The sequence below is a fragment of the Natronococcus sp. JC468 genome (assembly GCF_012163165.1).
Taxonomy (GTDB): domain Archaea; phylum Halobacteriota; class Halobacteria; order Halobacteriales; family Natrialbaceae; genus Natronococcus; species Natronococcus jeotgali.
This window is the reverse complement of the sequence record NZ_JAAVUO010000044.1, coordinates 1-25,656: the sequence shown is the minus strand read 5'-3', so window position 1 is coordinate 25,656 and position 25,656 is coordinate 1. Positions and strand designations below refer to the sequence as shown.

Sequence of the window (25,656 nt, the reverse complement as noted above, 5' to 3'; positions counted from 1 at the left end):
TACCAGTACGTCGAAGGGATGAACGAACAGTGGGGCAAGCGCCTCGGTCTCTCGAGTGACGAAGCCGAACTAATCGACGACCTCCAGAAGGGGAATCTCGCGGATGGGTTCTCCGAAGTCCTGTTACGGGTCGACGACGAGGGGTGTTACCCCGGGCGCGTCCGGATGGACCACGACCAGAACCCTCGAGAGGCGGTTGCGTTGATGTACGACCCGAGTAAGCACGGTGAGGACTACCAGGAGTACCTTCGTCAGTACGACGAGACCTGCCAGTGGAGGTGGTCCTAGTGGGCCTCGGACACCGCGTTGCCTGTGCCACGAAACAGAAACTCGGCATCGACGACGGCTACGATGCCCTCGAGGTTACGCCGAAGCTCGGCGAGCGCCTCTACAGCGAACTGCCGGAGCGAAAGTCGATCTCCGTCCAGCCGAGCAAGGATGGCGGCGGGCCGAAGGACGCGATCGACCTGCTGACGGCCGTCCACAACCCGAGCGCCGGTCCCCACTCGTTCGAACTCCAGTACGTGAACGGACTCGTCGGCTTCCAGTGGGTGATGGCGACGAAGGCGGCCCAGAACCAGATGCAACGCCAGCTCGACCGGTTCTATCCGGACGCCCATATCGACGTCTCTGAGCACGATCAGCCCACCCTACTCCCGCTCGAGGAAGGGCGGTATGTCGCCGGGGCCTATCTCCGTCTCCGAAAGCGCGAGGACGGCCGCCACCTCTACCCGATTCGGCACATGGATATCGAGGGCTTCGAGAACGATCCTTACGGGTCGATTGCGGCAGAGATGGTCGGCGAGCGCGAGACCGATATTAATACCGATCTGGCAGTCCAGACCATTTTCGAATCCGTCTCGAATGACTGGTGGAAGGGCGGCCTCCTCTCACCGTCGATCGACGATATCGCGGACGAACTCAAGAATCCTCGACGGGACGAAGGGTTCAAACACGCACTAAAGAAGGAGCTATTTCCCAACAAGTTCGATGTCGTTGGCGAGGATCGCGACCCATCGAACAAGGACAAACAGGCCGCGAACACGGTCCGGGAGCAGCGTGGCGAGAAGGGCTTCCGGCTAAACCTCCGCATCGTCGGCGTCTCGGACGACCCGCAGATGGCGATCCAGCGCGTCGCAGAGACGGCCCAACAGTTCGACGCCTACTATGAAAGTAAGACCGAGCAGGGCTTCGAGGTCGTCCCGCTGTACGACAAGAATCTGATTCGGGAACTCGAGCGCGCCTACGGTCGCACCCGTGCGGATCGGAAACTCGTGATGGGCGTCCGTGGTGCTGCCGGGCTGATGCACATCCCGAATAACGATATCAATACCCAGGATGTCAAGTGGTCGCTGACGTCGCACGCCGGGGACGTCCCGGCAAACGCACCCCGATTTACCGACTATCATGAACCTGACGACGTCTCGTGGGAGAAGGACGTTCGCTCATTCGAACTCGACGGAGATGGCGACCAGTGGCGGTACGATATTCCGTCGACATGGGTCGACCCGGAGGAATACGGCGACTGGACACCGGGGGAGGAACAGGACCGAGAGCAACAGGAGACGGATGCGGATAGCGAGATGGTGAAAGCATGAGTGTGTTCGGAGACGACGAATCGGACGACTTCGAGAAGTTTGGTGCGCGAATCGAAGGCGAAGACGATCCTACGGAGCCGGTCTTAGTGAATGACAAAGAGTGGGCGATCGAGCGCTACGACCCCGTCGAAGAGGAAGTCGAGACGTACGCGGGTGCGTGGCCGCGGGCGATGATCGAGAACGCCCAGGCCGTTCCTGAGCAACCGCTATGGCTCGGCGTCTCGGAGAACTCCGGGCGCGAGGTGCCGATCGAGTTCGACCGCCTGTTCCGGCACGTCTTCTACGGTGGCTCTACTGGGACAGGGAAGACGACAAAGATGTACAACGACGCGGTGGCCCTGATGTACGCCGGCCACGGCGTCACAGTCATCGATCCGAAGGGTGACGATATCTACAACCTACTCCGGAAGGTCCCGAAGCACCGCTGGGATGATGTTATCTACCTCGCCCCTGGTGACGACTTCCTCGATAAGACGGTCGGGTTCAACCTCTTCGAGACCTACCACGACCACGGCGAGGACGGATTCGATCGTGAGGTCGAGGGGATCGTCGACGACTTCAAGCAACTCCTGAAGGCTGGCGAGTTCTGGGGCAACCGGATGGATCGTGTCATGAAGACGATGGTCCGGACGATGGTTCGCGACGGCTACGAGTTTACGCCGATTGAACTCTATTACGCCCTACTCGAGGAAGAGAATCGAACGGAGTTCGCAGATATGGTGATGGACACCGACGATGACGACATGATGTTCCTCGAGCCCTATGCGAGACAGATCGCGGACGAGCTCTCGAACCAGGATCTCGATGCACTCGTCGGGCGACTCAAAGATTGGGTGGAGAATCCGATCACTCGCCAGATCATCGCCCAGCGGGACGCGAACGTCTCGATTGCCGAGGCTGTGAACGAGGGGAAGATCATTATCTGTAACAACGACCTCACGCCAGAGGCGAAACAGATGGTCTCGACGGCAGTTATGCGTCGCATCTGGACGTGTGTGAACGACCGCGTCAACCCGTCTGAGCGAAAGATCCGCCAGCTCGCAGGCGCCGATACAGTCGGTGGCGAATACAACCCGTATTTCTTGATGATCGACGAGTGCGACGACGTCCTCTCCGAAGCGTCTAAAACGGAGAAGATGCTCTCGAAGGCACGCTCGAAGAAATTGGGGCTACTCCTGGCGACCCAGAACCTCCGCCAGATCGACGACGAAGATGCGCGGGAGGCGATCCTCTCGAACTGTAACACGCTGGTTTCGTTGAACCCCGTCCACCCAGATGAGGCGGCGATCCTCGCCAAACGATTCGGGGGTGCGGACCCGGAGGATATGACGCAGATCCCGGACTACCACGCCCAGACGAAACTCCACCACGAGGACGACTCGTTCATGGCGAAACTGACGCCGCCGTACCCCCCACTCCACTCGATCGAAGAGGCGTACGAGTTGATCCAGCAGTCTATCGAAGAGTACGGTATCGAGCGCCAGTCGGGACGTGCAATCCTCGACGGACTCTTTTTCGCAGATACCAACCAGTCGCGAGCGGCAGATGTGGCGGGTCTCGAGAACACGGAAGCCGATGTCGACGAGCCGATGAGCGTCGATGACATCGAAACCTCGCGGACGGCACTCAAAGCGATCTACGACGAGACGATCCGCGCCGATGGCGACTGTATCGATGTCCAGACGGCCGAGCAAGTGGTGACGGACGCCACTGGCCTCGAGTACTCGCAGGCATCGAATACTATCGAGCGTCTCCACTCCGTCGGCGCGATCAACCAGGAGAGTACCAGCGACGGAATCCTGGTGTCGGTTACGCCGGAGGGCCGTGGCGAGATCGGTCTCGAGACGGGCTCCGGTGGCTCCGGTGGGAAGAGCCAGCATCGCCACCTTCTGCGCGAGGTCTACGAGTGGGGGACGCGCCTGGGCTATGATATGCAGCTTCCGACGCAAGACGGCGACGAACTCCCGGACGCCGTCGGCGAACTCCCGCATACGGTGATCCCGGACGGCGACCTCTCCGAATCGGAGCGCGAGACGATCGTCGAAACGCGCCTGGAGGACGACTACCCAGAGATCCTCGAGCTCTCGGGGGCAGACACGCTGTATATCGAAGCCGAATCGAAGGGGCTCTCGAAGCCCGGCGGCCCGATCAAGAACGCAGCGAAGGCGCCGAACCCCGAGCAGCTGCTCTTCGTCGTCGGTGACGGTGGCGACGACGGATTGACGACCAACGCCGAGCGCCTCGCGGCGATCTTCGGCACCGACGACAGTGATCGGTTCGTGTCGACGCGCACGCCGACGGACGCTACGCGGAAGTTCTACACCCGGGGGAAACTCGAGATGGCCCGTGACAGCACCGGGATCGATAAACTCGCTGTCGTCCCTGGCGATGTCTCGACGGAGTGGGTAGAGCTCGAGGGTGGTTCGGTCGTCTGTCGTGATCGTGCCGACGGCGAGGTCTACCTACGCTTTGACGGCCCCAAGGACTATCGCGAGCGTGAGCCGACTGACGCCCCTTCGACCGTCCACTACGACCCCGAGGACGGCAACTATGTCGTCGAGAGTGGCGGTGAAGTGAAACGGCGGTACGCCGCGAAGGCCCCACTCACCGACGACTGGACGCACATCTACGAGCCTGTGATCCCCGAAGCGATGTTCCGAGAACACGGTCACGACTCGGTTCCCGAGCCCGAGGAGTTCCGGATCACCATCGTGCCAAACGACGATCGCGACCTTGAGGGTGATCCCGAGCTGCTCATGTTCGACAACGAGACCGAAGACATCGTTCCGATTACGGGCTGGTTCGACGAGTCCTCAGACGGAACCAGTAGCACACTCGACGGCTCAACAGGCACAGATGGCGCTGGTCCCGAACCGAAGACCGATCACGAGCCGACACCCGAACCGCTGGTTGATCACGATCCCGAGCCAGCACCTGCTCCCCCGGCACCCGAACCGCCGGTACCAGGGTCGTCAACATCAGAACCCGATTCCGAGGACACGGTCGAAGAAGCTGCCTCTCTCGAGAAAGAAGATGGTGACAACGATGAGCGGGATGGCAGCCCGTTTCGCGAACTCAGCTAACAATTGAAATCCGGATACTTTTTGTCTTCGCTCTCTTTGGCCTGCTTCGGGCTATCATCGCGGTATACGTCTTTTTAGCAGCTAAGACATACAGTGAGCGTCACAACGATACCTGTGCTTTCTCAACACCGATATCTAAAGAATTCGATGTCTGGCTCGTTTCGGCCGCAGGTACCATTTTGAATCTAAAGTTTGGGCCCCACGATATCAGTATGATCAAAGGGGAAATCCGCTAAAGGGAGGGGACCGTATGTGTTCCTGTATGACGACAACCATCACTGTAGAAGGAATGTCGTGCGGTCACTGTGAGCAGACGGTCGAAGAGGCGCTCCAAGAGGTCTCCGGCGTGACTGACGTGACCGTCGACAGGGAGAGCGAACAGGCGAGCGTCGATGATGAGGCAGATGTCACGGCTCTCGTGGAAGCCGTCGAAGACGCAGGGTATACCGCTCACGCCTGAGTATAGCGACCCGAGGATAGCACGGAACGCTTCGAGACAACGGCCTACCGTTGTCTTCGGGTTTGCCTACGCTGGTCCTGCTGTACGGTCCCAGGGCCGAAGGTTCAGGAAGCCGGCAGATCCACCTCTAAAGAGAATATGATCTATGGACGACCACCAAGATACAAATAGGAATCCCACGGGAGGGGAACACCAGCAGGACAACAGCAGTCGCCAGCACGACCACGGCGAGCACGATGAAGCAGCCGCCGAATCCGAAGAGCAACGGGTAGAACAGGAGCTACTGGAGGAAGAGGCTCACCCTCCTGCGGAGAGTGAGACGGCGCTCCACGAGCAGCACGAGCACGCCGGACACGAGGGAGGGCGCGGTCACGGTTCACACGAGGGGCACGGTGAGGGGCATGGCGGGATGCACGAGGGCCACGAGCAGATGTTCCGCCGGCGCTTCTTCGTCTCGACACTCCTGTCGATCCCCGTCCTCTTGTACAGCGAAATGCTACAGGAGTGGCTCGGGTTCTCCGTCCCCGCGTTCCCAGGCAGCGAGTGGATCAATCCCGTCTTCGCGGTCATCGTCTTCGCGTACGGTGGAATCCCGTTCCTCCGGATGGCGGTGCCGGAGCTGAAAGACCGGTCGCCGGGGATGATGACGCTGATCTCGATGGCGATCACCGTCGCATTCGTCTATAGCCTCGCGAGTGTGGTCTTCCCGACGCAGTCGGCGTTCTTCTGGGAGCTCGTCACGCTGATCGACATCATGCTGCTCGGACACTGGATCGAGATGCGGTCGGTGCGACGCGCCTCAAGCGCCGTCGACGAACTGGCGAAGCTGATGCCGGACACCGCCGAGCGGATCACTAACAATGGAGAGACCGAGGAGGTCCCTGTCAGTGAACTCTCCGAAGGTGACCTCATGCTCGTCCGACCGGGCGCGAGTGTCCCTGCTGACGGTATCGTTGAGGAGGGAGATTCGGATGTCGAGGAGTCGATGATTACGGGTGAGTCGAAACCGGTTTCGAAGGAACCCGGTGACGAGGTCATCGGCGGGACGATCAACGGCGACGGGAGTCTTCGCGTACGTGTCGGTGCGACGGGCGAGGAGACGACGCTCGCCGGCATCATGCGCCTTGTCGAGGAAGCCCAGCAGAGCAAATCCAAGACGCAAGTACTGGCCGACCGTGCGGCCGGGTGGCTGTTCTACATCGCACTCGGGGCGGCGGTCGTGACAGCGATCGCGTGGACAGTCGCGGTCTCGTTTGACGCGACCGTCATCGAGCGTGTCGTTACGGTGCTCGTCATCGCCTGCCCACATGCACTCGGACTCGCTATCCCCCTTGTGGTTGCGATCAATACGTCACTCGCGGCTCGCAATGGGATGCTCGTTCGCGACCGCATCGCAATGGAGGAAGCGCGGAATCTGGACGCCATCATCTTCGACAAGACCGGGACGCTCACCGAGGGCGGACACGGCGTCGTGAACATGGCAACCGTCGATGGCGTCAACAAGGACGACGCACTCGCCTTGGCGGCGGCCGTAGAGAGCGACTCCGAACACATGATCGCGCGAGCCATCCGCGAAGCCGCCGACGAGCGTGATCTTAGCGCCCCTGACGCAACCGACTTCGAGGCGATCAAAGGCCGAGGGGTCCGTGCGCACGTCGACGGAAACGAGGTGTACGTCGGCGGGCCGAATCTGCTGTCCCAACTCGATAGCGAGATTCCAGATCATCTCCAGCGCTTCGCTGACAAGGCTGGCCAGAACACCCAGACCGTGGTGTATCTCGTTCGTGAGAAAGACTTGATCGGCGCCTTCGCAATGGCTGACGTGATCCGCGAGGAGAGTTATCGTGTCGTCGATGCCCTCCATAACCTGGGAATCGAGGTAGCGATGTTGACTGGAGACTCCCAGGACGTCGCCGATGCCGTCGCCGACGAACTGGGCATCGACACGGTGTTCGCGGAGGTCCTCCCCGAAGACAAGGACGAGAAAGTGCAGGAACTCCAGGATCAGGGGAAGCTCGTGGGGATGGTCGGCGACGGCGTGAACGACGCGCCGGCGCTGACGCGGGCCGACGTCGGCATCGCCATTGGAAGCGGCACCGACGTCGCAGTCCAGTCGGCTGACGTCATTCTCGTCCAGAACAACCCGATGGATGTGGTTCGGCTCGTGAAGCTCAGCAAGGCCAGCTACCGGAAGATGCAGGAGAACATTGTGTGGGCCGCCGGCTACAATGTCTTCGCAATTCCGTTGGCAGCGGGCATCCTTGCTCCGATCGGAATTCTGCTGTCGCCTGCAGTGGGTGCGCTCCTGATGTCGTTGAGTACGGTGATTGTCGCGATCAACGCGCAGCTACTCCGACGCGTCGATCTGTCGCTCCCGAACCTCCAAGGAGTAGTACCACCAACTGGCGCACAAACTGTAGATTGAGACACGCTCTGCTCACGTCGGGAAGAGCTCTTTCAAATGGTGGGCGGTACCCAAGGCGAACTTCCCGTCGCGACGAGAGCTTTCTCGCCGGTGATCTGGGTGCCCTCGACGCGACCATCGACGATTTCGATGGTCGTGTTGTCGACCATCTGACCGTAGCCTCGTAGATGTCTGCCTCGAAGTGCTCGGCGACGTCGACGTAGTTCTGCTGCCGGAAACGTCTCGACGAGTTCGAGGAGGCAGGGCTCGTCTCACGGACGCAGTACAACGAAATCCCACCGTGTATTGAATACGCGTTGACCGACGATGGCAACGAGGTTCGAACACGACTGGAACCACTACTCGAGTGGGCAACAGAAAACACCTGAGATACGATAGCTCGAATTCATCTCATCGCGTCTTGGAACCGCTCACGAAGCGTATCCTCCGCTCCTCGAACTGGTCAACCCTCTCCTGCAGGCCGCGGCACAATCTCGGAGTATGGTTTTGACGCGTGCCTTTAATTCCAGTAGGCACTGACTGTGAGAGCGAAGCTCTGCTTGGCTAATCAATAGCTTGACGCGATACCGAAGCGCTTGCAACAGTATTAACTATCCAATATATTCGCTGTAGATACAATGGCGGTGTCTGATCCTCGGAAGCCGATCGTGAGCCGCTCTTCTCGCACTATCGTTCTCGACGTAGGCGCTTGCGGCGCTCTTCAAACTCCTCGTCAGTGAGGTCACCGCGGGCGTAGGCACCTCTCAGTTCTTCGAGGGCGGGATCCGTCCGTCGGTCGTCGGACTGACGAACCGCGCTGTACAGGAGATATCCGATACCGAGGATCACCAGTAACGGAACAATCGACATCAGGAGCCACATCCACGTGGCTCCGGTTCCGTCCCACATCCCGCCGTTCCACATGTGCCCTCCGCCCCAGACACCCATCAGAGGCATCATGAGAGTCATTATGAGAACCGGCAAGAGCAGGATCGCGGCGATAACGATCAGTAGCGTCCGAACGAGGGAGTCATCGATAGCCATGTACGAGTCTTCGATTGCAGGAGTCTTGAACGATCGGGTGAAACCCGATCACTGGGAGCTACCTCCTGTTGCGTACGAGCAGGTCAATCGGCCATCTCCTTCGTCGGCCACTCTCGAGCATCGGATTCGACGAGCCCATACAGTATTCGCCGTCGCGTATCCAGCTCATCGAGCGCGGTCTCGAACTCTTCGTTCGACACGGTCGGAATGCCCGCCTCGCGGAGGGGGCGAAGGTTCGGCGGTGGAGGCGGGCTATCCGCGGGTTCGACGAACCCTTCGTGAAGCGTCTCGAGGTAGTGCTCGACGCTCCTGCGGGCATTTCGGACGGCAATTTCGTTCGGCTGCTGTCGGTTCGGAACGCCGAACCGGAGGAGTGTCAACGCCTCGTCGAGGGCGACGATTTCGACGATCGGCGATCGATCCCGTCGGGCACTGTGAAAGTAGTGAAGGATCGGGTAGGCCTTGTGATTCTCGGTAAGGGTCGCGATCTCCGTCGTGACGGTATTCAGCGGCACCTCGAGTCCTTGAAACCCCTCGCCGGCCCAGCTCGTTCGAACAATTTCTTCGCTGTGAGTCCCGAACGCGCTCACGGTACTGGCGAACGCGCGTTTTTGGGTGACCGCCTCGAGGACAGACAGCGCGTAGGTGACGCTCAGGGTGACGAAGAGCAGTCCGCTCCCCGTCGCGAGTATCGTAACGATCTGCCATCGTCCCGTGCTGGGGACGACGTCTCCGATACCCAGCGTGAATATCGCATATCCGGTGAAATAGAGCTGGTCGGACCAGGAGACCGACCCTCGATTAAGCGTATCGGTGAGAGCGTTCTCGGCGCTGGCGAAGACGAGCGTCCACCCGACCCAGAGCAGGACGATCCAAACTGTGAGGCTCAGCACGAAGAGTAGTGGTCCGGACAGGCTGAGAAGCCTGGGGTTCTGGTCGCCTATCCGTCGTACTGTCTGCCACGTCCACGCCATCTCTCGAGACGTGAGCGGCCCGGCACCCCCTTCGACCCAGAGCGTCGTCCACAGAAGATCAATGACAACGCATGCGAGAAGGACGACGCCGAGCGCGAGAGAGACGACGTTCATTTTGACCGATCGTTGCTGTGATTCACGGTATGAGTGATTCGTATCCGATTCGAGAGGCGATTCGGCGTAGCGTAGTCGGGCCGGGATATAGAAGGTGTACCCGGCCAGTGAAGAGACGAGAACACAATCTCACTCCTACCGGAGATCGCTGACTGCGTCGATCCGAGTAGGTCGACTGTGGCTCGAGTTTTCAAGAATCGCCAGCAGTATGATCGGCCCGGGTAAACCTCCGTGATGAAGTAACATTAGTTGAGAGTGTCATCGAACCGTTCTCAAGGAGATTCTTTTCACAAAAGTTTTGTCGAATAAGCTGTTGGAGAGTGCGTGCGAATCTACCGGTGGCAATTATACGCACAAAGTGAGCTACCACGACGGTGGGCCATTCGATCACATGGTAACGATCGGACCGTTGTATCCGCAATTTGTCGGATGATTCTCCGAGAGTGACGACGAAAGTCGACGTCGAAGAATCGACGCGTTTGTGGCTTACGCCATAGAGCGGCAAGACTCCGCACACTCGCGGAGCGGCTCGACGCAGGCCTGACAGTGGTCGTGGTCGTGCTGTTCACACTCGTCAGCACAGGCTTCACAGACATCTGCGCACGTCTCCGCGATGTCGCTGTTGAACTGCGAGCCCGACGCACAGAGCTGAGCGCATGTCGAGGCGACAGTGACCACGTCGCGGCAGAGCCGGAGACATTCCTCCATCTCCTCGCCCTTACCGATGCACTCGTCAGCGCAATGGGCGCACGCCTTCACGGCTTCGTGACAGTTGTCAATACACTCGCGGGTCGAATCGTCGAGCAACTCGTTGATTTGAGCCATCGCATTCAGTATTACGGGCGACTCCTTTTCGTGAGTTGTGGCTATCGATCCAAGTGAGGAAACAAACGATTCCCTCCTGTCCGCTTAGGGGCACGAAAAAGCAAATCTCGGTCATCCGGTCCACAGATGAATCAGTGTATGACTTCACATTGGAGCGAATTGGCGCTCCAGTTGTTTCATGACCCGAAATAGCAGGCTGATCAATCCGGGGTTTGTAACAGCGGACAAAGACTCGATTCAGACAGACGCAGCTATTCGTCAGCTGCGTGCTTCAGGGATTCGTACTGCTCGACTATTTTCTCCGCGCACGACGAGCAACAGACGTGATACAGGTCTCCAGAGTCCACCTCTACTTTTTGACCATCCCCCGAGATCGGGTTTCCGCAGATCGTACACTCAATCGTTAGGTCGTCTGTCCCGAGCTGTGGCTGCCACGAAGAACCCAAAATTGATTTCACGTGATAATCTTCGATCGAATCGTCGGTTAGCGTGTCAGTGAGTAGCGAGTGGAGTTCGGCCAGGGGAAGAACCGCCTTGGCGACCACCGTCGAGTCAGCTGTGTAGAAGACGTGTTCAACCCCGTCGGCATCTTGCAACTGGGAGAAGACGTCTTCAGTATGGGCGAGTTGCGTGTCGATTATGACGAGACACTCGTCCTCGTCAGCGAACTTCGCTCGATCCACGTCAACCGTGAACCGCTGTATGACGCCGAGATCACGCAGTCGGTCGACACGATTTGAAACGGTCGGTGGAGAGAGTTCAACCTCCTCCGCAATTTCGCGAAACGACCGGCGGGCGTCCTCCAGTAACAACTCCAAGATAACTGCATCTGTTGAATCTAGCTCGGCCATAGGTACGTAGATGGGCTGGGACGTTTTCTGACTACTGCTATTGAAGACGATGCTGATGAATCTCGGTTCCCGGCACTGTCTAGATGAGAGTTGGAGGAAATTGGTCCAAGCTGCGAATACTGCCGTCCATACCAGCAACGACGAGTATCTCAGCCGGTTCTGCGAGCGGTTAGCACGACGGAAGAACTCACAGAAAGCAATCGTTGCAACCGCCCGGAAGATGCTGGTTTCGCTCTATCACATGCTTGACCGAGGCGAAGTGTACGATCCACCTGGTGTGTGTGAGTAGACGACGGATCTGAGGGCCGCCGCTCGGCGGCCCTCAGTGGCCGGCTGAGGCCCTCCGTGGCCGGCTGAGGCCCTCCGTGAGCGACTGCTGTCTCCAAACAGCAACCGCATCGCACAACTGCACAGCACAAGATATCGACCGCCTGCCGGCTGTACGGGGCGGCAGACATCAGTACTCCTCAATCATTTTATCGTTAGCGGTGGTTTGGTCGATCAGCAGCGTTTCCATAGGTGAATACAGGGCGCGTATCAGTCATGCGCTAAGACGAGTACTACAACTATTTGTCCTGGTCTGTTGTGACTACTAGTTTCTAACAGGGATAGGGCTGTTTCCTACGGACGACTCCCCAACCGCAGTTCCCGTCGCTTCCACACCAAGTAAGATCGTTAGTCGTCTACGGTCAAATCGAAGGATGTCGTGATCAGGTTTCCATCCGGTTTCGTCTGGAGGAACAACCGGTATCGCCCCATCGTCGGAAATCGCGCACTGAACTCAACGCGGCCGCCGTCGGGAGCAGTATCTTCTGGGTGGACGTGCAGATAGGCGAGATCTCCCTCGCGAAGCGCGACGAGATGGCCCAGCGCACCGAGGTACTCGCCGAGTTCCGAGACGGGATGGCCGTTGTTTTGGACTTCGAACGTGAGGCGGCTTTGCTGGCGAGCGGTGATCTCCTCGGTGAGTAACTCGACATTGTACCCCTCTGCCGTCATCCTTCGCGTCGAGGACGGACGCGGATCGGCTTCCCACGATCCCGACGCGAACAGATCGTAGCCGAGCGTTGTCGGCTGTCCGTCGACGACCACGTCGACGAACACCCGATAGACCCCCGGCTCCTGGAGCGTGAATTCCTTGGCCCGCCACGTGCCGTCCGATTTCAGTTTCGGGTGCAGGTGCTGGAATCGTGTCAGATCGCGTCGGACAACGATGAGGTGGCTCTGCTCTCCGTGTGCATCATCGAATTCTGTCACCGTTGTTCCGTCTCGCGTGACGCGGAACGTCCAATCGCTTGCCGTTCCGGACTCGACTCGCGTCTGCGATGGCTCGAACTGGAGACCGTTCGCCTCGAGCGCCAGTCCGCCGGGAACTGCGTGCCCTTCCGGGGCGTATCCACGACTCGGCTCTGGTGAACGGCCTCCGTGGCTGTCGTGACTTGAGTGATCCTCCATACAGATGGATCGACACGCAACATCTTAGCGATTGGTCCCGACCAACACAGCCACGGGTATCAGTTTCTCTGGTAGATCTTCCTAGCGTTTCTGAGGGGTGCACTCGTGGATATTCAGGAGTGGCCCAACAGGTTCCACAATCGGGCCTCCAGCACCTCAGACAGGATTTTATGCTCGCTTAGAGAAAAGTTAGTGTATGTCCTCGAATGATCAGATTCTCCGAATCTTCCTCATCGTCGCCGCGGTCGTCCTACTCGTCATGATGCCCGTTATGGGGATGTGAGGGTTGGGACACATGGGTGACATTGGAATGTGGGGTTGGACCGGATGGATGTGGTTCCTGATGTGGCTGATCGTCTTGGCCGTCGTTCTGGGAGACGGATACCTCCTGTGTCAGGGATCCGCCGAACGGGCGGTCGAAGAGAGGATTCCGCACTCGAAAAACTGCGTGTCGCGTACGCCCGAGGAGTTCGAAACACGGCGTGAACGACTGCAACGGGAGGACTGACCTATGTCTGACCATCATGACCACCACGCCGAACACGCGCCGTCTGTTACATCCTACCGCGAGAAGCTAACCGACCGCGAGTGCCCATGCTGTCGCGTCTGTGAGTGTTATCGAGACGAATCTGACGAGGAGGTAGTACACTCCAGAAGTTGAGACTGTGTCGCCCAGTGTATATGGAATTGGCACTTGCTCCGTCACTTCGTTTCGGTGAGTCTTTCTTAGAAGAGCCGATACAGAGACAGTACGTATTGACTGCCGAGGTTCCTAACAGTTTTAGATAGTGTCTGCAAAGTCGCCAAATACAGAGTGTTCGCAAAGATATGTCGGGAGTTAAAAATACCTTGAGGATACCTCAAACACTATTACAATGACTTCCGGACAGGGCTCAACTAACAGCTTTGTGAACTACTGAATATAGTCCTCCCCTTGGGTAATCGGATTTTCTTTTGAAAACAGTCCATAAATCTTCCTGTGCTTGTCTATATTTGAACCACTCGTGCACAGATAATGTTATCCGTCTCGTAAATCGACTGGTCTCGAGAAGAGACTAAGTGAGAGGGCATGACTGACACACCACGCCGAACGTTTATGAAACGACTCGGAATCGCCGGATTGACGACTGCTGCAGTCGGAACCACGACGGTGGCTGGACGTGGCCCAAACCATAATACGCCGAACACCCCAGACCGGGCGAACGCGCGGGTACGTGGCCGCACCGACCTGCTCGGGCACACGCTCCCGGAGGGCGAGAAGCCCCGCTACACGTTCGGCACCACCAGTCCCGACGGGATGTGGGGCGGGGTAAGCAGCTTCCCCAGTAGTAATAGCGGGAGCGACAGCAACGTCGTTGCGACGCTGTACGACCTCTCGGATCTCGAGAACCCGACGGTCGCCCACGAACTCGAGTGGCCGGTCGAGAACTACCGCTCGAACCATATGCGGTTCGACGGCACCCGCGACGGGCTCTACTACGTGACCCACGAGCGCGACGAGAATGATCTGGACCCGCTAGGTATGTCGGTGGTTGACTTCGGCTGGGGCGACGGGACCCCCAATGAGCCCGAAGTTTTGGCGACGGTCGAAACGCCGAACACCGGCTCGCACACCAACGCCGAACACCTCGAGGACACGGTCATCTATATGATCGACAAAGCCGGCAGCGAGCCGGGCGTCATCCCCGTCGACGTCGACGATCCGACCGATCCGGACCGCCGGGAGGCGGTCGGCCCCGACGGCTACTGTCACGCCCTCGAGGTCGATCCGATCCGGGACGTGCTCCACTGTGCATACATCGGCGGCGACTTCGTAGGCTACGTCATCCTCGATATCTCCGAGGATCCGCTGGATCCCGAGGAGATCGGTCGGTTCGACTACGCCGACCAGCCCGACTACACCGAGGTCGGCGAGCCGGGCTTCGAGAGCTGCCACCAAGCCCACTTCGATCCCGACCGCGACATCGCCATCGTCGGCGACGAAGTCTTTGGGGAGCTGCCCGGTGGCAAGCACGTCTTCGACATCGGCTGGGGCGAGGGCAGCCTCGCAGACCCACAGCCGATCAGCCACTTCTACTCACCCGATGCGAGGGAACAGGACGTCGGCATCTGGACGACGCACTTCCACGACATCCTGCAGGACGGCGACGAGACGCTGCTGGTTGACGGCGGCTACTCGCAGGGGTTCTGGGTCGCCAACATCACCGACCCCGAAAACCCCGTGGCGACCGAGCGCTTCGCGACCGACCTCGAGCTTGAGCAGGGTGATACGCGACACTCGCCGGGAACGGCCCCCTACAACTGGTCGGCGGTGTGGAACGACGAGCGGGAGTTTGCCTTCTCGAGTGACACCATCACCGGCGCGTACACGTTCTCGGTCGACGCACGCCCCGCCCGCGGCAAAGATGCAGGGGGCCCAGGCTCGCACTACGACCTCGAAGAGATTCTCGAGCGGTACAGCTGAGCCGTTCGTCCACTCCCCTCCCGGGGAATGATAACCCGGGGTTGGTCTCTTCTTTTGGAGGAATGTCCGCCAGTACTCCGGGAATCTCTCCGCTTCATCGGCGTCATGCTCATCATGACTAAAGTCGGTGTCACCACTTTCTCATGACTGGCTTTCTCGTTTGGGCTCTCCGACTACACGGAGAGAAGACCCTAAATAACCGTTTTCCTTCTGTTTTTCAATGATATCGATGGTGGATATTCAGTACCTCACAAAGCGTCCCTGCTCACTTGGGCTGAAGCCGCAGTTTCATCCTGATCAGTAGTGATTGACGGAAGTTCTGACCGAAGATCGAGCAGAGTCGTCGCTGTCGGCGGCGGTCAGCTGCCGACGCGACGGCGTTGCCACTTACAGGGAGGCTGGCTCGGTCGGGCGTTAGCAGTGGAACCGATCGTCCGGTGGCCGATTTGCGGGGACGACCCGACGCACCGCGAGGGCCGTCCATGCTGCTCGGCATACCATCTTGATGAACTCCTTGAACGACCAGGACTAGAGGCGACGCCCGCCATGGCGGGGCGTCGCCACGTACTCCCAATGCAGATACCGCCAAACGTTCAGTAACAGCAGACTCACCACGACGTACAACAGCCGGACCACCGGATTTTGCGTTGTCGTCGTTGCGATACTTTGCTCGGAGAGCCGGTACGTCGCCTCGGTACCGAAGCGTTTCGCGTAGTGGTATCGGGCGTCGCGTGGTGAGTCGATGAACGGCGCGTCACGGCTACGCCGCTGACACACCACCCCGTGCTCATTGTACCGTCCATTCTGATAGGTACAGTCGATGTAGACGGGAAACTCGACGGTCCAGCTGTGATCGTTGAGTTTCGCCGTCAGATCGTGCTGGATGACGCGGCTCCAGCCTTCCGAGAGTTCCGGTTCGGTGAGCCCTCAGACGGAATCAGTAGCACACTCGACGGCTCAACAGGCACAGATGGCGCTGGTCCCGAACCGAAGACCGATCGCGAGCCGACACCCGAACCGCCGGTACCAGGGTCGTCAACATCAGAACCCGATTCCGAGGACACGGTCGAAGAGGCTGCCTCTCTCGAGAAAGAGAAAGAAGGCGACGACAACGATGAGCCGGATGGCAGCCCGTTTCGCGATCTCAATATCTAAATCTGTCCTGCTCAATTTGACTGTGCCTTGATATCGAGATGACGTTATACTGACTACTGAAAGACACTATACTGACGTCATCTTGACTGTATAATGGTGAACTCTTTTAGCCGACAGAATTTGTTATAGAATTCTTCCTGTATCATTGGAAGCAACAGATATGCTCTATGTGGGACAGGATTTTCGGTGTTGGGACCCCATCCATGACTAATGCCGTTCCAGTCGACCTGGAGTAATCTGCTCGAGGAGTGTGAGGCGGTAGGGGATGAGGCGACACTAGTAACGCCCTTATCAAAGAAGTCGTTTCAACTCGTAGATGTTCAGGAGCATCGGATCGTCATCGAGTTCTCGGACACTGAGGAGAAGCGACCACTCCAGCGTGACCAGTTTGAGACGCTTGCACGCCGAATTGGCGATGCAGCCGACACATTTGACCTTGAACGATTACCCCCCGACGCCGAACCCTATGCGGCAGTCTTGAGTCTCCATCCCCGATTCGAGATCGATGAACGCGAGGGGTTGATCCGGGAGAGTGAGAACCCGGGTCCGTCCCAGCTCGTCCAGGCTCCAGAAACCGAGGCAGAGACTGAGCGAACAGAACCTGACCTTGCCATCTATGCTGATGCACTCCTCCTTACTGATGCACTCGAGCGCCACGATGTAACCGATCTCAGTGGACAGGAGACATCCACACTAGTGAATCTCTATACGCTGTTATCTGACGTCCAGCGGAATGCCGATGACCTCCGCCAAGATGTTGCTGATGTCTTGCTCGAGCGAGTTCACCATGATCAGCCCATTCACGCCCAATTCGGATCTGTCCAACGGACCAGTCGAACGTACAAATCATTGCGCGATGAAGGGGAAGTCCTAGCGACCCTCGAAGACGCTGGGATCCCACGCGAACGTGTCACCAGCGTTGATTCCAGTAAGGTCGATGAAGCCCTCGAGGTCACTGAACTGAGTCGAAGTGATGTCTACGAGATCGAAGATCGAGAATACGTCCGGAAAGCCGACGTTGATGAAGAGCACAAAGAAACGCGGTTGCAAGGTCTCAAAGACCAACTGGCGGCCAGTGATGAGCCAGAGGCCGCTGAACTGCGTGAGGAGATTGACGATCTCGAGGCCCGAATCGAGGAACTTACTGAGTTCAGCCCAGCCCAGGAGTTCCATGCTGAGTGACTGAGAGTGGTTGGCAGATCGTTGTTATCTCACTAACTCTGTAAGCGGGCACTTGTCTGGGCCTTCTTCTGTCTAACGAGGAGTACGTCTTCGAGTGTGATGATGAGAAATACTCCGGCTCTGGGGTGGAACAATCCGCTCATCGTGCAGGATGTAACGTACCAAAGAAGTCCAGAACCAGACGGACGACTGCTTTTCATATCTGTTTTGTCACATAAATATCAACTCTCCAACGTACAAAGGTGAGTATAGTAGATGACTTTCTAGAGGGTGATACCGTGGACATTCGTAAATTTCTAATAGGATACGTCTGCTGTGTTATTTAATGACTTACGAGAATCTGGATGCTGAGTTGGTCAATGAACTTCTCACGGATGGACGTGCGAGCCTTCGAAGTCTTGCTGAAGAGCTCGATGTGTCTGTCACGACAGTCTCGAATCACCTTTCAGATCTCGAGGAAGACGGTGTGATCCAGGGATACACACCGATCGTCGATTACAATGCTGTCGGGTATGACGTGACGGCAGTGATGCAGCTCAAAGTCGAGGGAAGTGCACTGGATGAGATCACAGAAACACTCCAGGATCATGATCAGATGATGTCTGTGTACGAAGTCACTGGTGACTACGACATCATCGCGATTGGCAAGTTCACAGACACCGATGATATGAACGACCAGATCAAAGCTCTCGTGACTGATCCCGACATCAAGCAGTCGAACACCAGTATCGCTCTGAATAGCGTCGCCGAAAACGAGCAGTTCGAACTCGAAGCCGAAGCCGAAGACGAAGTCTGAGTGGTCGAATTCACTGGTATTCTATCCTCAAGCAGTGATTCACGATTGGGAAACGGCGTGTTCGTAGCTGTCCCTCGAGGGTGTTGACGTCAAGCGTGGCCATACCACCTAATCATACTCCCGTTAAAGAATAATCACCACAATATCAGGACGATACTGCTATGTGGCCCGCGTAGTTAGTCTCTCGTCTACAGAAGATGTCGATAGCTGAACAGGGAGTGGGTCATGAGGCCAGATATACGCTACTAACAGTATTCCTCGTCGGACCCCGACGGCGAGATCCAGGCGCAGTTGTCAATGCGGTCGTTGCGGCGATCGGCACATATCTTCCCACGTTCATCACGCGCGTGTATAATGTTAAACTCCAGCCGTGGCAGCGAGCCTATGTGAACACTGCGATGGTTACTCATGCTGTGGGTATGCTCGGTCCTTATGACGACGTCTGGTGGTGGGATCATGTTACACATGCACATTCATCATCAATTCTGGCCGGGATTGTCTATGTAGCCAGCCGCCGGAAGGATCGTGATCCGGGTCCACGGGTTATTGCCGCCGTCATCAGTCTCGGGCTCGCTTGGGAACTCCTGGAGTATGCGATTCACGCAACGGCGAAACGCCTTGATCTCGAGCCGATACTCGTCACGTATGGCCGGAAAGACACATTCTTCGACATCGTCTTCGACCTTGTCGGCGCATTACTCGTGGTTGTGTTCGGTGATCGTGTTCTCGGCGAACTCGCAGCCACCGAGTAGCCGGTTTGGAAGCGGTCAGTCGTTTCGTAGCAGTGTTTTCATCGAGTCAACACTGTACTCTACCAGGAATCGTCTACGAGTCGGGACATCGTTTCGAGTCAGTAGGAACCAGCAAGAGATTGATAACGTGTCCACCTCAAACGCCAGGTGTCGCGTTCAGCCCAACGTGACAGCACCACTCAGTACTGTCCATCTGCACCTGGTTACCGGTATCAGGCCCCCCACCTGATCGGTAATCTATTTTCACGCAGCATTCGCAGAAGTTGAGACTGCGTCACCAACTTCATATGGTATTGTCACCGGTTCCGGCACTTCGTTTCGGCGAATCTTCACCGAGAGAGCCGATGCAGAGAAAGTGCTTAGTGACCAGCAACCCTTCTATCACATTAATTTAAAATCGTAATATTCCATAGCAGCCAAACTATAAAATGCTGATTAGAACGCTACCAAGAGACAAGACGGCTCCGAAGAAAACTACCCAAGCCAGAAGAGACGGTATCTGCTCAGTGGTGGAACCTCTAACTAGGAGATATCCACTCGGCACAATAAGCAAGAGACTACCTACTACCTGTAGAACGACACCAATGTTGGCACCACTCTCAAGAAACGAAAATAGACCTTGTAACCCGGAGACAACGCCCACAATCAGCAATGAGGTGTAAAACAGATTATCTGAATTCATAATTTCATATACTATATAAAACATTAAAAAACCTCTGATAAGCGCACCTGTGTGAAAGAATCACTAAACGCCCACTAGGAAGGCAACATCCGAATGCAGCAGGAAGCTTGTGATAACAATCGGAAAATTCGGTACAAATGCGGTAACTGTACTACCTGTACGTACCGTCTGTCAGGTAGTCGAAAATGGGGGATGGGAAGCGTTCTGAGACACCCTTGTTGTTTATTGGATTCTGCCCAGAGTCTATATCGGAGTACTGTCCTTCGAGTGGGTTTTAAGCGAGTCACGGGTATTGATCTGGTATGTACGATTTGACCGCGTTCCAGCGCGATCTGCTCTCTGTGGTCGCCGGATTAGATGAACCGCATGGACTTGCGATCAAAGAAGAACTCGAGGACTATTACGAGAAGGAGGTCCATCACGGCCGTCTGTATCCGAATCTAGATACGGTCGTCGACAAAGGACTCATCGATAAAGGACACCTCGATCGTCGGACAAACATCTATACCCTCACGCAGCGTGGACAACGTGAACTCGAAGCCCGCCGCGAGTGGGAAGACCAATACGTTGGTGAGGTATTTGACTGAAGCGCAGTCTCTTCTTTAAGTGGTTCTGATCACAAGGTAGAGATATAGCAGGAGAGTCGTTCTTGTCGTGTTTCTCAATTCGGTAGCGTAGGTTGTCGCCATTGCTCAAGGTCAGTGATAGCCGTACCGACAAGGTCACCGAATTAGTCGAATAGGCGACGGGCAGCGGAGGCATGAGCAGTATCGTGAATACGGGAAGTTACGATAGTTGTCATTCGCTGGACTAAAGGTGCTGCTCACGAGTCTGGTAACGAAGAACGAGCACTCATGGAAATTTCTGAAAAGCTACTATGTGTATTTAGCGCTACGGTCGAAGAACAAGACGATTCGTACGTAATTGAAGTCCCAAAACGCGAGTTTAGCGATGGCGATATACAGTTAGAAGACGTGTATCAGACAGCACTCCTTCCGACTCTCTCGTCGAATTCAGACGACCAGCCAGAGCAAACTCGAGAGTCATCCGAGACCTCACCTCCTGAGCCACCGGTTACAGAAGACGAAATACGGACTGTCGAGATCGAAAACACCGGAGAACAAGGCGATGGGATCGCTCGTGTCGAGCGTGGCTATGTGATTATCGTACCCGAAACGGAACCGGGAGATCATGTGAAAGTCAAAGTTACCGGTGTTCGGGAGAACGTCGCCTTCGCTGAGGTCATTGAGCATGAGGATACATAGCGCCCTCAATCCTCATAGACTCTCCTCGAGGATTCAGTGCTTGAGAGGTCCTGAGAGGTCCTTGGTTTTGCCCTGATCTCGAAATATGGCCCCGGAATAAGCATCTTTACTAATACGGTAGTTTCCACCATTACCAATACTGACTGTTTTCTAGGATTGCACTGTAGCAGATCGGTTTGAGTCCTCGCTACTGTTCTCAAGGGTAGAACCTAGCTGATCTGGAGCCTACTCTCCCTGATTGGTGGATGCTACGTTGTCCTGCTCTCCACGTAGTGGAACAAGCCCATCTCAACCAGACGTGGCATCTAGTGAGTACGAACAGACGCCACTGGTAACGGCTGAGAACACGCTCACACTATTGAAGAAAGAGACCGGAATCGGGTGAAAAGCTGCTCTATCCGGATGAGAGAGCTGTTTTTGAGTAACGACACTGGAAGATAGCCCAGTTGATGGATGATACGTCTGTAGTTGAAACGCCTTGGTCTGATGGAGAGCCCACGGTCAAGATTGAAGGCCAGTCCTGATAACGGATTGTTGAAGTGAGAAGAAGGGAGAGTGGCCGCGAAAGTCGTAGACTGGATGCACTTGGTACAGTAAAACCGTTCGCGGCAGCTCTGCACACCTTTTTCCAACACAGCTAACCGCACTGATCGACCATATTGGTCACGAATGAACCTCGAGTTCGACGACGGAACGCTCCTGCTCCGCGACGCACCCGAGGAAGTCCCCGACGCAGAGTGGGACGATCGCGTTGACGAGTTTCGAACTCAGGCCTATCGCTATCGTTCGCTTCTCGAGTGGGCTGGTGAGTGGCAGACCGACTCCAGTGACGCTGGTCAATCAACTCTCCAACAGAACGCCCGTCGATCCCACTCTTTCGATCTCGAGGACAGCGCCCGTTCCTATCCCGAGCTCGCGCTCACATCGACAATCCAAGTTGACCCTCGCCACTACCAGCAGGCCGCTCTCGAAGCCTGGCGCGAGCATGACCGCCGAGGGAGTGTCGTGCTGCCGACCGGCAGCGGGAAGACCTTCCTCGGACTGCAAGCGATCACGGACGCTGGCGTCGCGACACTCGTGGTCGTCCCGACAATCGATCTCATGAACCAGTGGCACGCCACACTGACCAATGCCTTCGGTGACCAACTGTCGAATGGTGTCGGCGTACTCGGTGGTGGGTCTCACGAAATCACTTCCGTGACCGTCACGACCTACGACAGCGCCTATCGCTACGTCAACGAATACGGTGATCAGTTCGGTCTCCTTATCGTCGACGAGGTGCATCACCTACCGGCTCCGACCTACCGCCAGATCCCCGAAATGATGATTGCTCCGTACCGACTCGGACTCACCGCTACCTACGAACGGGCCGACGACAAACACGAGACACTCGACGAGTTGCTCGGCCCGGTCGTCTACGAAGAGAACGTGGATGCGCTCGCTGGCGAGTTCCTCAGCGAGTACGAAACCATCCACCTCGAGGTCGAACTCACACCCGAGGAACGCCAGCAGTATGACACGGAGTACGAGATCTATCGTGAGTACGTCGATAGCCACGAGTTCGACATCTGGAAGGAACGGGGGTATCAAGAGTTTCTCAGACGCTCATCCTATGATCCACAGGGCCGGCGGGCACTGATCGCCAAGCAGCGCGCCGAGGAGATTGCCCGAACAGCCCACAAAAAGCTCGATACCCTCGATACGCTCATCAAACAGCATCACAACGACCGTGTCATCATCTTTACCGCCAACAACGACTTCGCCTACGACATCTCTCAAGAGTTCATCGTTCCCTGCATCACCCACCAGACACCGACTGACGAACGAACCGACCTTCTCGAGCGCTTCCGGACTGGGGAGTACTCGATGCTTGTGACGTCGCAGGTCCTGGACGAAGGAATCGACGTCCCCGCGGCCAACGTGGGAATCATCCTCTCCGGAAGTGCCTCAAAACGACAGTACGCTCAACGCCTTGGTCGGATACTCCGCCCAACAGACGATCGACAGCCCGCACGACTGTACGAGATCATCGCCGCGAACACGAAGGAACGGTACGTCTCTCAGCAACGCCGCCAGGGGGTGAATTCCAGTGCTGACAGCTGATCTCGCTCGTTCACGAACAACTGGCGAAAAAGTCGTTCCCCAGTTCGTCGATCCTACCGAGAGCCGTTATCGAGAGACCGCTCGAGAGCTCATCGAGCTGTTCGAAGCCCACCTGGGTGAGCCTAGGGGAGACCTTGAGGCGGCGATCAATGAACTCACGATCGACGATACGGAGTACAAGATCATCCAAGGGTTAGCTAAACTCCTCATGGACGAGTGTGAGTTCGAGGTACACGCGCCGATCGCACCCGAAACGATCCGCCATCACCTCTTCGAGTACGCGAACGAACAGTATCCGATCGTTCGCCAGCCAACACTCGGTGAGGATACCCAGAAACTCGACGTGTACAGCACCGTCGCCGACGAACTAGGAATCTCTCTTGCCGAGTGTCACCAGGGGATGTACGCAGATCTCGAGGAGAACAAGCGTCTCGTTCGGCTGGGAGAGCACACCGCTGACGAGAGTACGGCACAGGAGACTGGTGACGAGACACCGTCAACGACGAAACTGACTGGCAGCAGCGGCGAAAACTACCAGGATACAGCGCTCACTGTGGAATGGTTGTTGACTCGCTATAATCTTGCACTTGCACAGGCGGTCCTCTACGATGCAACACGTATGCGCATCCGTGTGTGGGATCACTTCGGGACGGTATTCAGCTACGTGAAGCTGTTCGGGTTGATGCACCGGATTTATCCGATCGACAGCGATGGGTGCCGTGTAGCAAGCACTGATCTCGCTGACGGCTATGAAGCAGTGCTGGATGGGCCTGCCTCGTTATTCTCCAAGTCTCAGAAGTACGGCATCCGGATGGCGAATTTCTTGCCGGCGTTACCGTTGTGTGATCGCTGGGAGATGGACGCAGCAATTCTCGTTGACGACACAACAGGGGAAACGCATCGATTCACACTCGATCAGACTGTCGGACTTGAGTCTCACTACAGTGCTGGCAAACGGTTCGACAGCGACCTCGAACGAACACTGGCCCAGAAATGGGAGCGAGCGACGACCGATTGGGAGTTAGTCCGCGAAGACGACGTCCTCGATATCGGCGAGGAAGTGTTGATTCCTGATTTCGCGATCGAACATCCCGATGGCCGACGGGCGATTCTCGAGATTATGGGATTCTGGACGCCTGAGTACCTCAAGTCAAAGCTCGAGAAGATTCGCCGGGCAGATGCCGAGAATCTGATCGTTGCTGTTTCAGAGAATTTGGACTGTGCTCGTGATGAGTTCGGTGAGGCAAGCGATCGTGTGCTGTGGTTCAAAACTGGGATTCACGTTTACGATCTCGTAGAGGTATCGGAGGCTCATGCAGTTCGCGTCTTTTAGAGATTGCAGATCCCAATTGAAGCGCACTATCGGAGACGATGACTACGGTGACCTCGTGGCTGTGTTACTGAGTGATTATGCTTGGCACCTCATCTCCGGTCGGGTTACGCGTTCTTTACGCTAACATGATCTTGAGGACGCGCCAGGCTCGTAGTAGTCCACCCCAAGAGGGTGTCATAGAACGGTTCACATACCCCTCTTCGATTACCCGACGAACGGTACGTACAGGGCGAGTAGATACCGTTCACCCAAGAGGTGTTGCTGGGCCGATAGCGCCTGCAATGAATACATCAGCAACGAATAGCAGGAATGCAAACCACGGTTGAAACTTGTGTTCAGACGTGGTGGCAGAAGCATAGACATAGGCTGCTAAGCTGACAACCATACTGAAGCATTCTATTCTGTCGATATAAATTTCGTTATGCCGTCGTTCAGTTCGCACATCTACGTAACGGTTGGTTCACCGAAATAGGGATGAAAACAACTCCATGAGAATAGTTCTATGACACCCTCCACCCCAAATCAAATGACTGCAATCGTTCAAGGCCGCAGGCTGCTGCCTTGAGAAGTGTCAGTCACAGTTTCATCGGTACTCTCTACAGGTGGTACGTATAGGTGAAGTTGTCTACAGCTTTTTCAAAAGATGACTATCTGGAAAATAGATTCCAAGAAATCGGTTTTATCCCGTTGCAGGTGCTGGATGATTGCTGTTATCACGCCGTGCGCTAACGCTGAGAGCTATTGCAGCAGTCAATAAGCCCACTGCCGAGACTATGAAAAACCATCCTAGCCAGAGACTGAAGACGGAAATTCCTACGCTAACAATTGCAGTTCCCCATGTTATGCGTCGATGGTTGGTCCATGTAGCGATTCCGCCGATAGCGACGAGGCTTAAGAGGAGAACTGCCCAGAAGAACAGCGTGGAAGCATTGCTACCAGCACTCCCAACAAGATAGTCGATGCCCGCTACACATCCTTCGGTTCCACCACTTGTCTGAGAACACGAGACTGAACCGAATGCGCCCATGAGATAGAGAAATCCGGCTCTGACTTTATGAGAATCCTGTTTAAGCCCCAAGTCGGTGAACGAATGCGCTGGGGTTGAAGGAGACCGTC

At 56.6% G+C, this 25,656-nt stretch carries 20 protein-coding genes and 5 pseudogenes; 17 read left to right on the top strand and 8 right to left on the bottom strand.

The window, feature by feature from the left end; genetic code table 11:
• The 5 genes from GWG54_RS17465 to GWG54_RS17445 all read left to right on the top strand — a co-directional run.
• Positions 1-288: hypothetical protein (locus GWG54_RS17465; RefSeq protein ID WP_167938970.1), on the top strand; the 288-nt coding region annotated here is incomplete at its 5' end.
• A complete protein-coding gene (locus GWG54_RS17460; protein ID WP_167938969.1) occupies positions 288-1,598 on the top strand; it encodes a hypothetical protein in 1,311 nt (436 codons plus the stop codon). The genes GWG54_RS17465 and GWG54_RS17460, both read left to right, overlap by 1 nt.
• 86 nt (positions 1,599-1,684) lie before the next feature.
• The gene (locus tag GWG54_RS17455) at positions 1,685-4,681 is read left to right on the top strand and encodes a TraM recognition domain-containing protein (RefSeq protein WP_167938968.1); all 2,997 of its coding nucleotides are present in this window, start codon (positions 1,685-1,687) and stop codon (positions 4,679-4,681) included.
• Positions 4,682-4,943: 262 nt separating this feature from the next.
• Positions 4,944-5,141, top strand: coding sequence for a heavy-metal-associated domain-containing protein (locus GWG54_RS17450; protein ID WP_167938967.1), 198 nt, complete (start codon positions 4,944-4,946; stop codon positions 5,139-5,141).
• A 145-nt stretch (positions 5,142-5,286) separates the two neighbouring features.
• A complete protein-coding gene (locus GWG54_RS17445; protein WP_167938966.1) occupies positions 5,287-7,566 on the top strand; it encodes a heavy metal translocating P-type ATPase in 2,280 nt (759 codons plus the stop codon).
• 41 nt (positions 7,567-7,607) lie between these two features.
• On the opposite strand, the pseudogene GWG54_RS21395 reads toward GWG54_RS17445, so the two are convergent.
• A pseudogene (locus tag GWG54_RS21395) lies at positions 7,608-7,786 on the bottom strand (mercuric reductase); the annotation flags it as partial.
• On the opposite strand from GWG54_RS21395, the pseudogene GWG54_RS21390 reads away from it, so the two are divergent.
• Positions 7,782-7,934, top strand: a pseudogene (locus GWG54_RS21390) (winged helix-turn-helix transcriptional regulator); the annotation flags it as partial. The pseudogenes GWG54_RS21395 and GWG54_RS21390 sit on opposite strands and share 5 nt — an antisense overlap.
• A gap of 298 nt (positions 7,935-8,232) precedes the next feature.
• Here the strand turns inward: GWG54_RS21390 and GWG54_RS17430 are convergent.
• The 4 genes from GWG54_RS17430 to GWG54_RS17415 form a co-directional block, all read right to left on the bottom strand.
• Positions 8,233-8,589 carry an SHOCT domain-containing protein gene (locus GWG54_RS17430; RefSeq protein WP_167938965.1) on the bottom strand — a complete coding sequence of 119 codons (357 nt, stop codon included), beginning with the start codon at positions 8,587-8,589 and terminating at the stop codon, positions 8,233-8,235.
• A gap of 83 nt (positions 8,590-8,672) precedes the next feature.
• The gene (locus GWG54_RS17425) at positions 8,673-9,677 is read right to left on the bottom strand and encodes a potassium channel family protein (RefSeq protein ID WP_167938964.1); all 1,005 of its coding nucleotides are present in this window, start codon (positions 9,675-9,677) and stop codon (positions 8,673-8,675) included.
• A gap of 486 nt (positions 9,678-10,163) precedes the next feature.
• The gene (locus GWG54_RS21005) at positions 10,164-10,502 is read right to left on the bottom strand and encodes a four-helix bundle copper-binding protein (RefSeq protein WP_167938963.1); all 339 of its coding nucleotides are present in this window, start codon (positions 10,500-10,502) and stop codon (positions 10,164-10,166) included.
• A 251-nt stretch (positions 10,503-10,753) separates the two neighbouring features.
• Positions 10,754-11,353 (bottom strand): Lrp/AsnC family transcriptional regulator, encoded by a 600-nt coding sequence (locus GWG54_RS17415; RefSeq protein WP_167938962.1) that lies wholly within the window; start codon positions 11,351-11,353, stop codon positions 10,754-10,756.
• A 100-nt stretch (positions 11,354-11,453) separates the two neighbouring features.
• On the opposite strand from GWG54_RS17415, the pseudogene GWG54_RS17410 reads away from it, so the two are divergent.
• Positions 11,454-11,642, top strand: a pseudogene (locus tag GWG54_RS17410) (IS110 family transposase); the annotation flags it as partial.
• Positions 11,643-12,028: 386 nt separating this feature from the next.
• Here GWG54_RS17410 and GWG54_RS17405 read toward each other — a convergent pair.
• Positions 12,029-12,808, bottom strand: coding sequence for a hypothetical protein (locus tag GWG54_RS17405; protein ID WP_167938961.1), 780 nt, complete (start codon positions 12,806-12,808; stop codon positions 12,029-12,031).
• Between the two features lie 295 nt (positions 12,809-13,103).
• Here GWG54_RS17405 and GWG54_RS17400 point away from each other — a divergent pair, with 295 nt between their 5' ends.
• Both GWG54_RS17400 and GWG54_RS17395 read left to right on the top strand, forming a co-directional pair.
• Complete coding sequence (locus GWG54_RS17400; RefSeq protein WP_245242856.1) at positions 13,104-13,316, top strand: hypothetical protein; 213 nt, start codon at positions 13,104-13,106, stop codon at positions 13,314-13,316.
• Between the two features lie 642 nt (positions 13,317-13,958).
• Positions 13,959-15,272 (top strand): regulatory P domain-containing protein, encoded by a 1,314-nt coding sequence (locus GWG54_RS17395; RefSeq protein WP_312854298.1) that lies wholly within the window; start codon positions 13,959-13,961, stop codon positions 15,270-15,272.
• Between the two features lie 414 nt (positions 15,273-15,686).
• On the opposite strand, the pseudogene GWG54_RS17390 reads toward GWG54_RS17395, so the two are convergent.
• A pseudogene (locus tag GWG54_RS17390) lies at positions 15,687-16,184 on the bottom strand (ISH3 family transposase); the annotation flags it as partial.
• Here GWG54_RS17390 and GWG54_RS17385 point away from each other — a divergent pair.
• The 8 genes from GWG54_RS17385 (at position 16,122) to GWG54_RS17350 (ending at position 24,540) form a co-directional block, all read left to right on the top strand.
• Positions 16,122-16,427, top strand: a complete 306-nt coding sequence (locus GWG54_RS17385; protein WP_167938959.1) for a hypothetical protein — start codon at positions 16,122-16,124, stop codon at positions 16,425-16,427. The pseudogene GWG54_RS17390 and the gene GWG54_RS17385 overlap by 63 nt on opposite strands.
• Before the next feature lie 210 nt (positions 16,428-16,637).
• Positions 16,638-17,609, top strand: a complete 972-nt coding sequence (locus tag GWG54_RS17380; RefSeq protein WP_167938958.1) for a hypothetical protein — start codon at positions 16,638-16,640, stop codon at positions 17,607-17,609.
• Positions 17,610-17,934: 325 nt separating this feature from the next.
• Positions 17,935-18,405, top strand: a complete 471-nt coding sequence (gene lrp / locus GWG54_RS17375; RefSeq protein WP_167938957.1) for an HTH-type transcriptional regulator Lrp — start codon at positions 17,935-17,937, stop codon at positions 18,403-18,405.
• A gap of 197 nt (positions 18,406-18,602) precedes the next feature.
• Positions 18,603-19,157, top strand: a complete 555-nt coding sequence (locus tag GWG54_RS17370; protein WP_167938956.1) for a hypothetical protein — start codon at positions 18,603-18,605, stop codon at positions 19,155-19,157.
• A 984-nt stretch (positions 19,158-20,141) separates the two neighbouring features.
• Positions 20,142-20,426, top strand: a complete 285-nt coding sequence (locus tag GWG54_RS17365; protein WP_167938955.1) for a helix-turn-helix transcriptional regulator — start codon at positions 20,142-20,144, stop codon at positions 20,424-20,426.
• A 267-nt stretch (positions 20,427-20,693) separates the two neighbouring features.
• Complete coding sequence (locus GWG54_RS17360; protein ID WP_167938954.1) at positions 20,694-21,104, top strand: TRAM domain-containing protein; 411 nt, start codon at positions 20,694-20,696, stop codon at positions 21,102-21,104.
• A gap of 669 nt (positions 21,105-21,773) precedes the next feature.
• Positions 21,774-23,207: a DEAD/DEAH box helicase family protein gene (locus GWG54_RS17355; RefSeq protein WP_167938953.1), complete on the top strand. Its 1,434-nt coding sequence runs from the start codon at positions 21,774-21,776 to the stop codon at positions 23,205-23,207.
• Positions 23,194-24,540, top strand: a complete 1,347-nt coding sequence (locus GWG54_RS17350) for a DUF790 family protein (protein ID WP_167938952.1) — start codon at positions 23,194-23,196, stop codon at positions 24,538-24,540. The genes GWG54_RS17355 and GWG54_RS17350 overlap by 14 nt, the downstream gene beginning before the upstream one ends.
• Before the next feature lie 679 nt (positions 24,541-25,219).
• Here GWG54_RS17350 and GWG54_RS20705 read toward each other — a convergent pair.
• Positions 25,220-25,656, bottom strand: a pseudogene (locus GWG54_RS20705) (hypothetical protein); the annotation flags it as partial.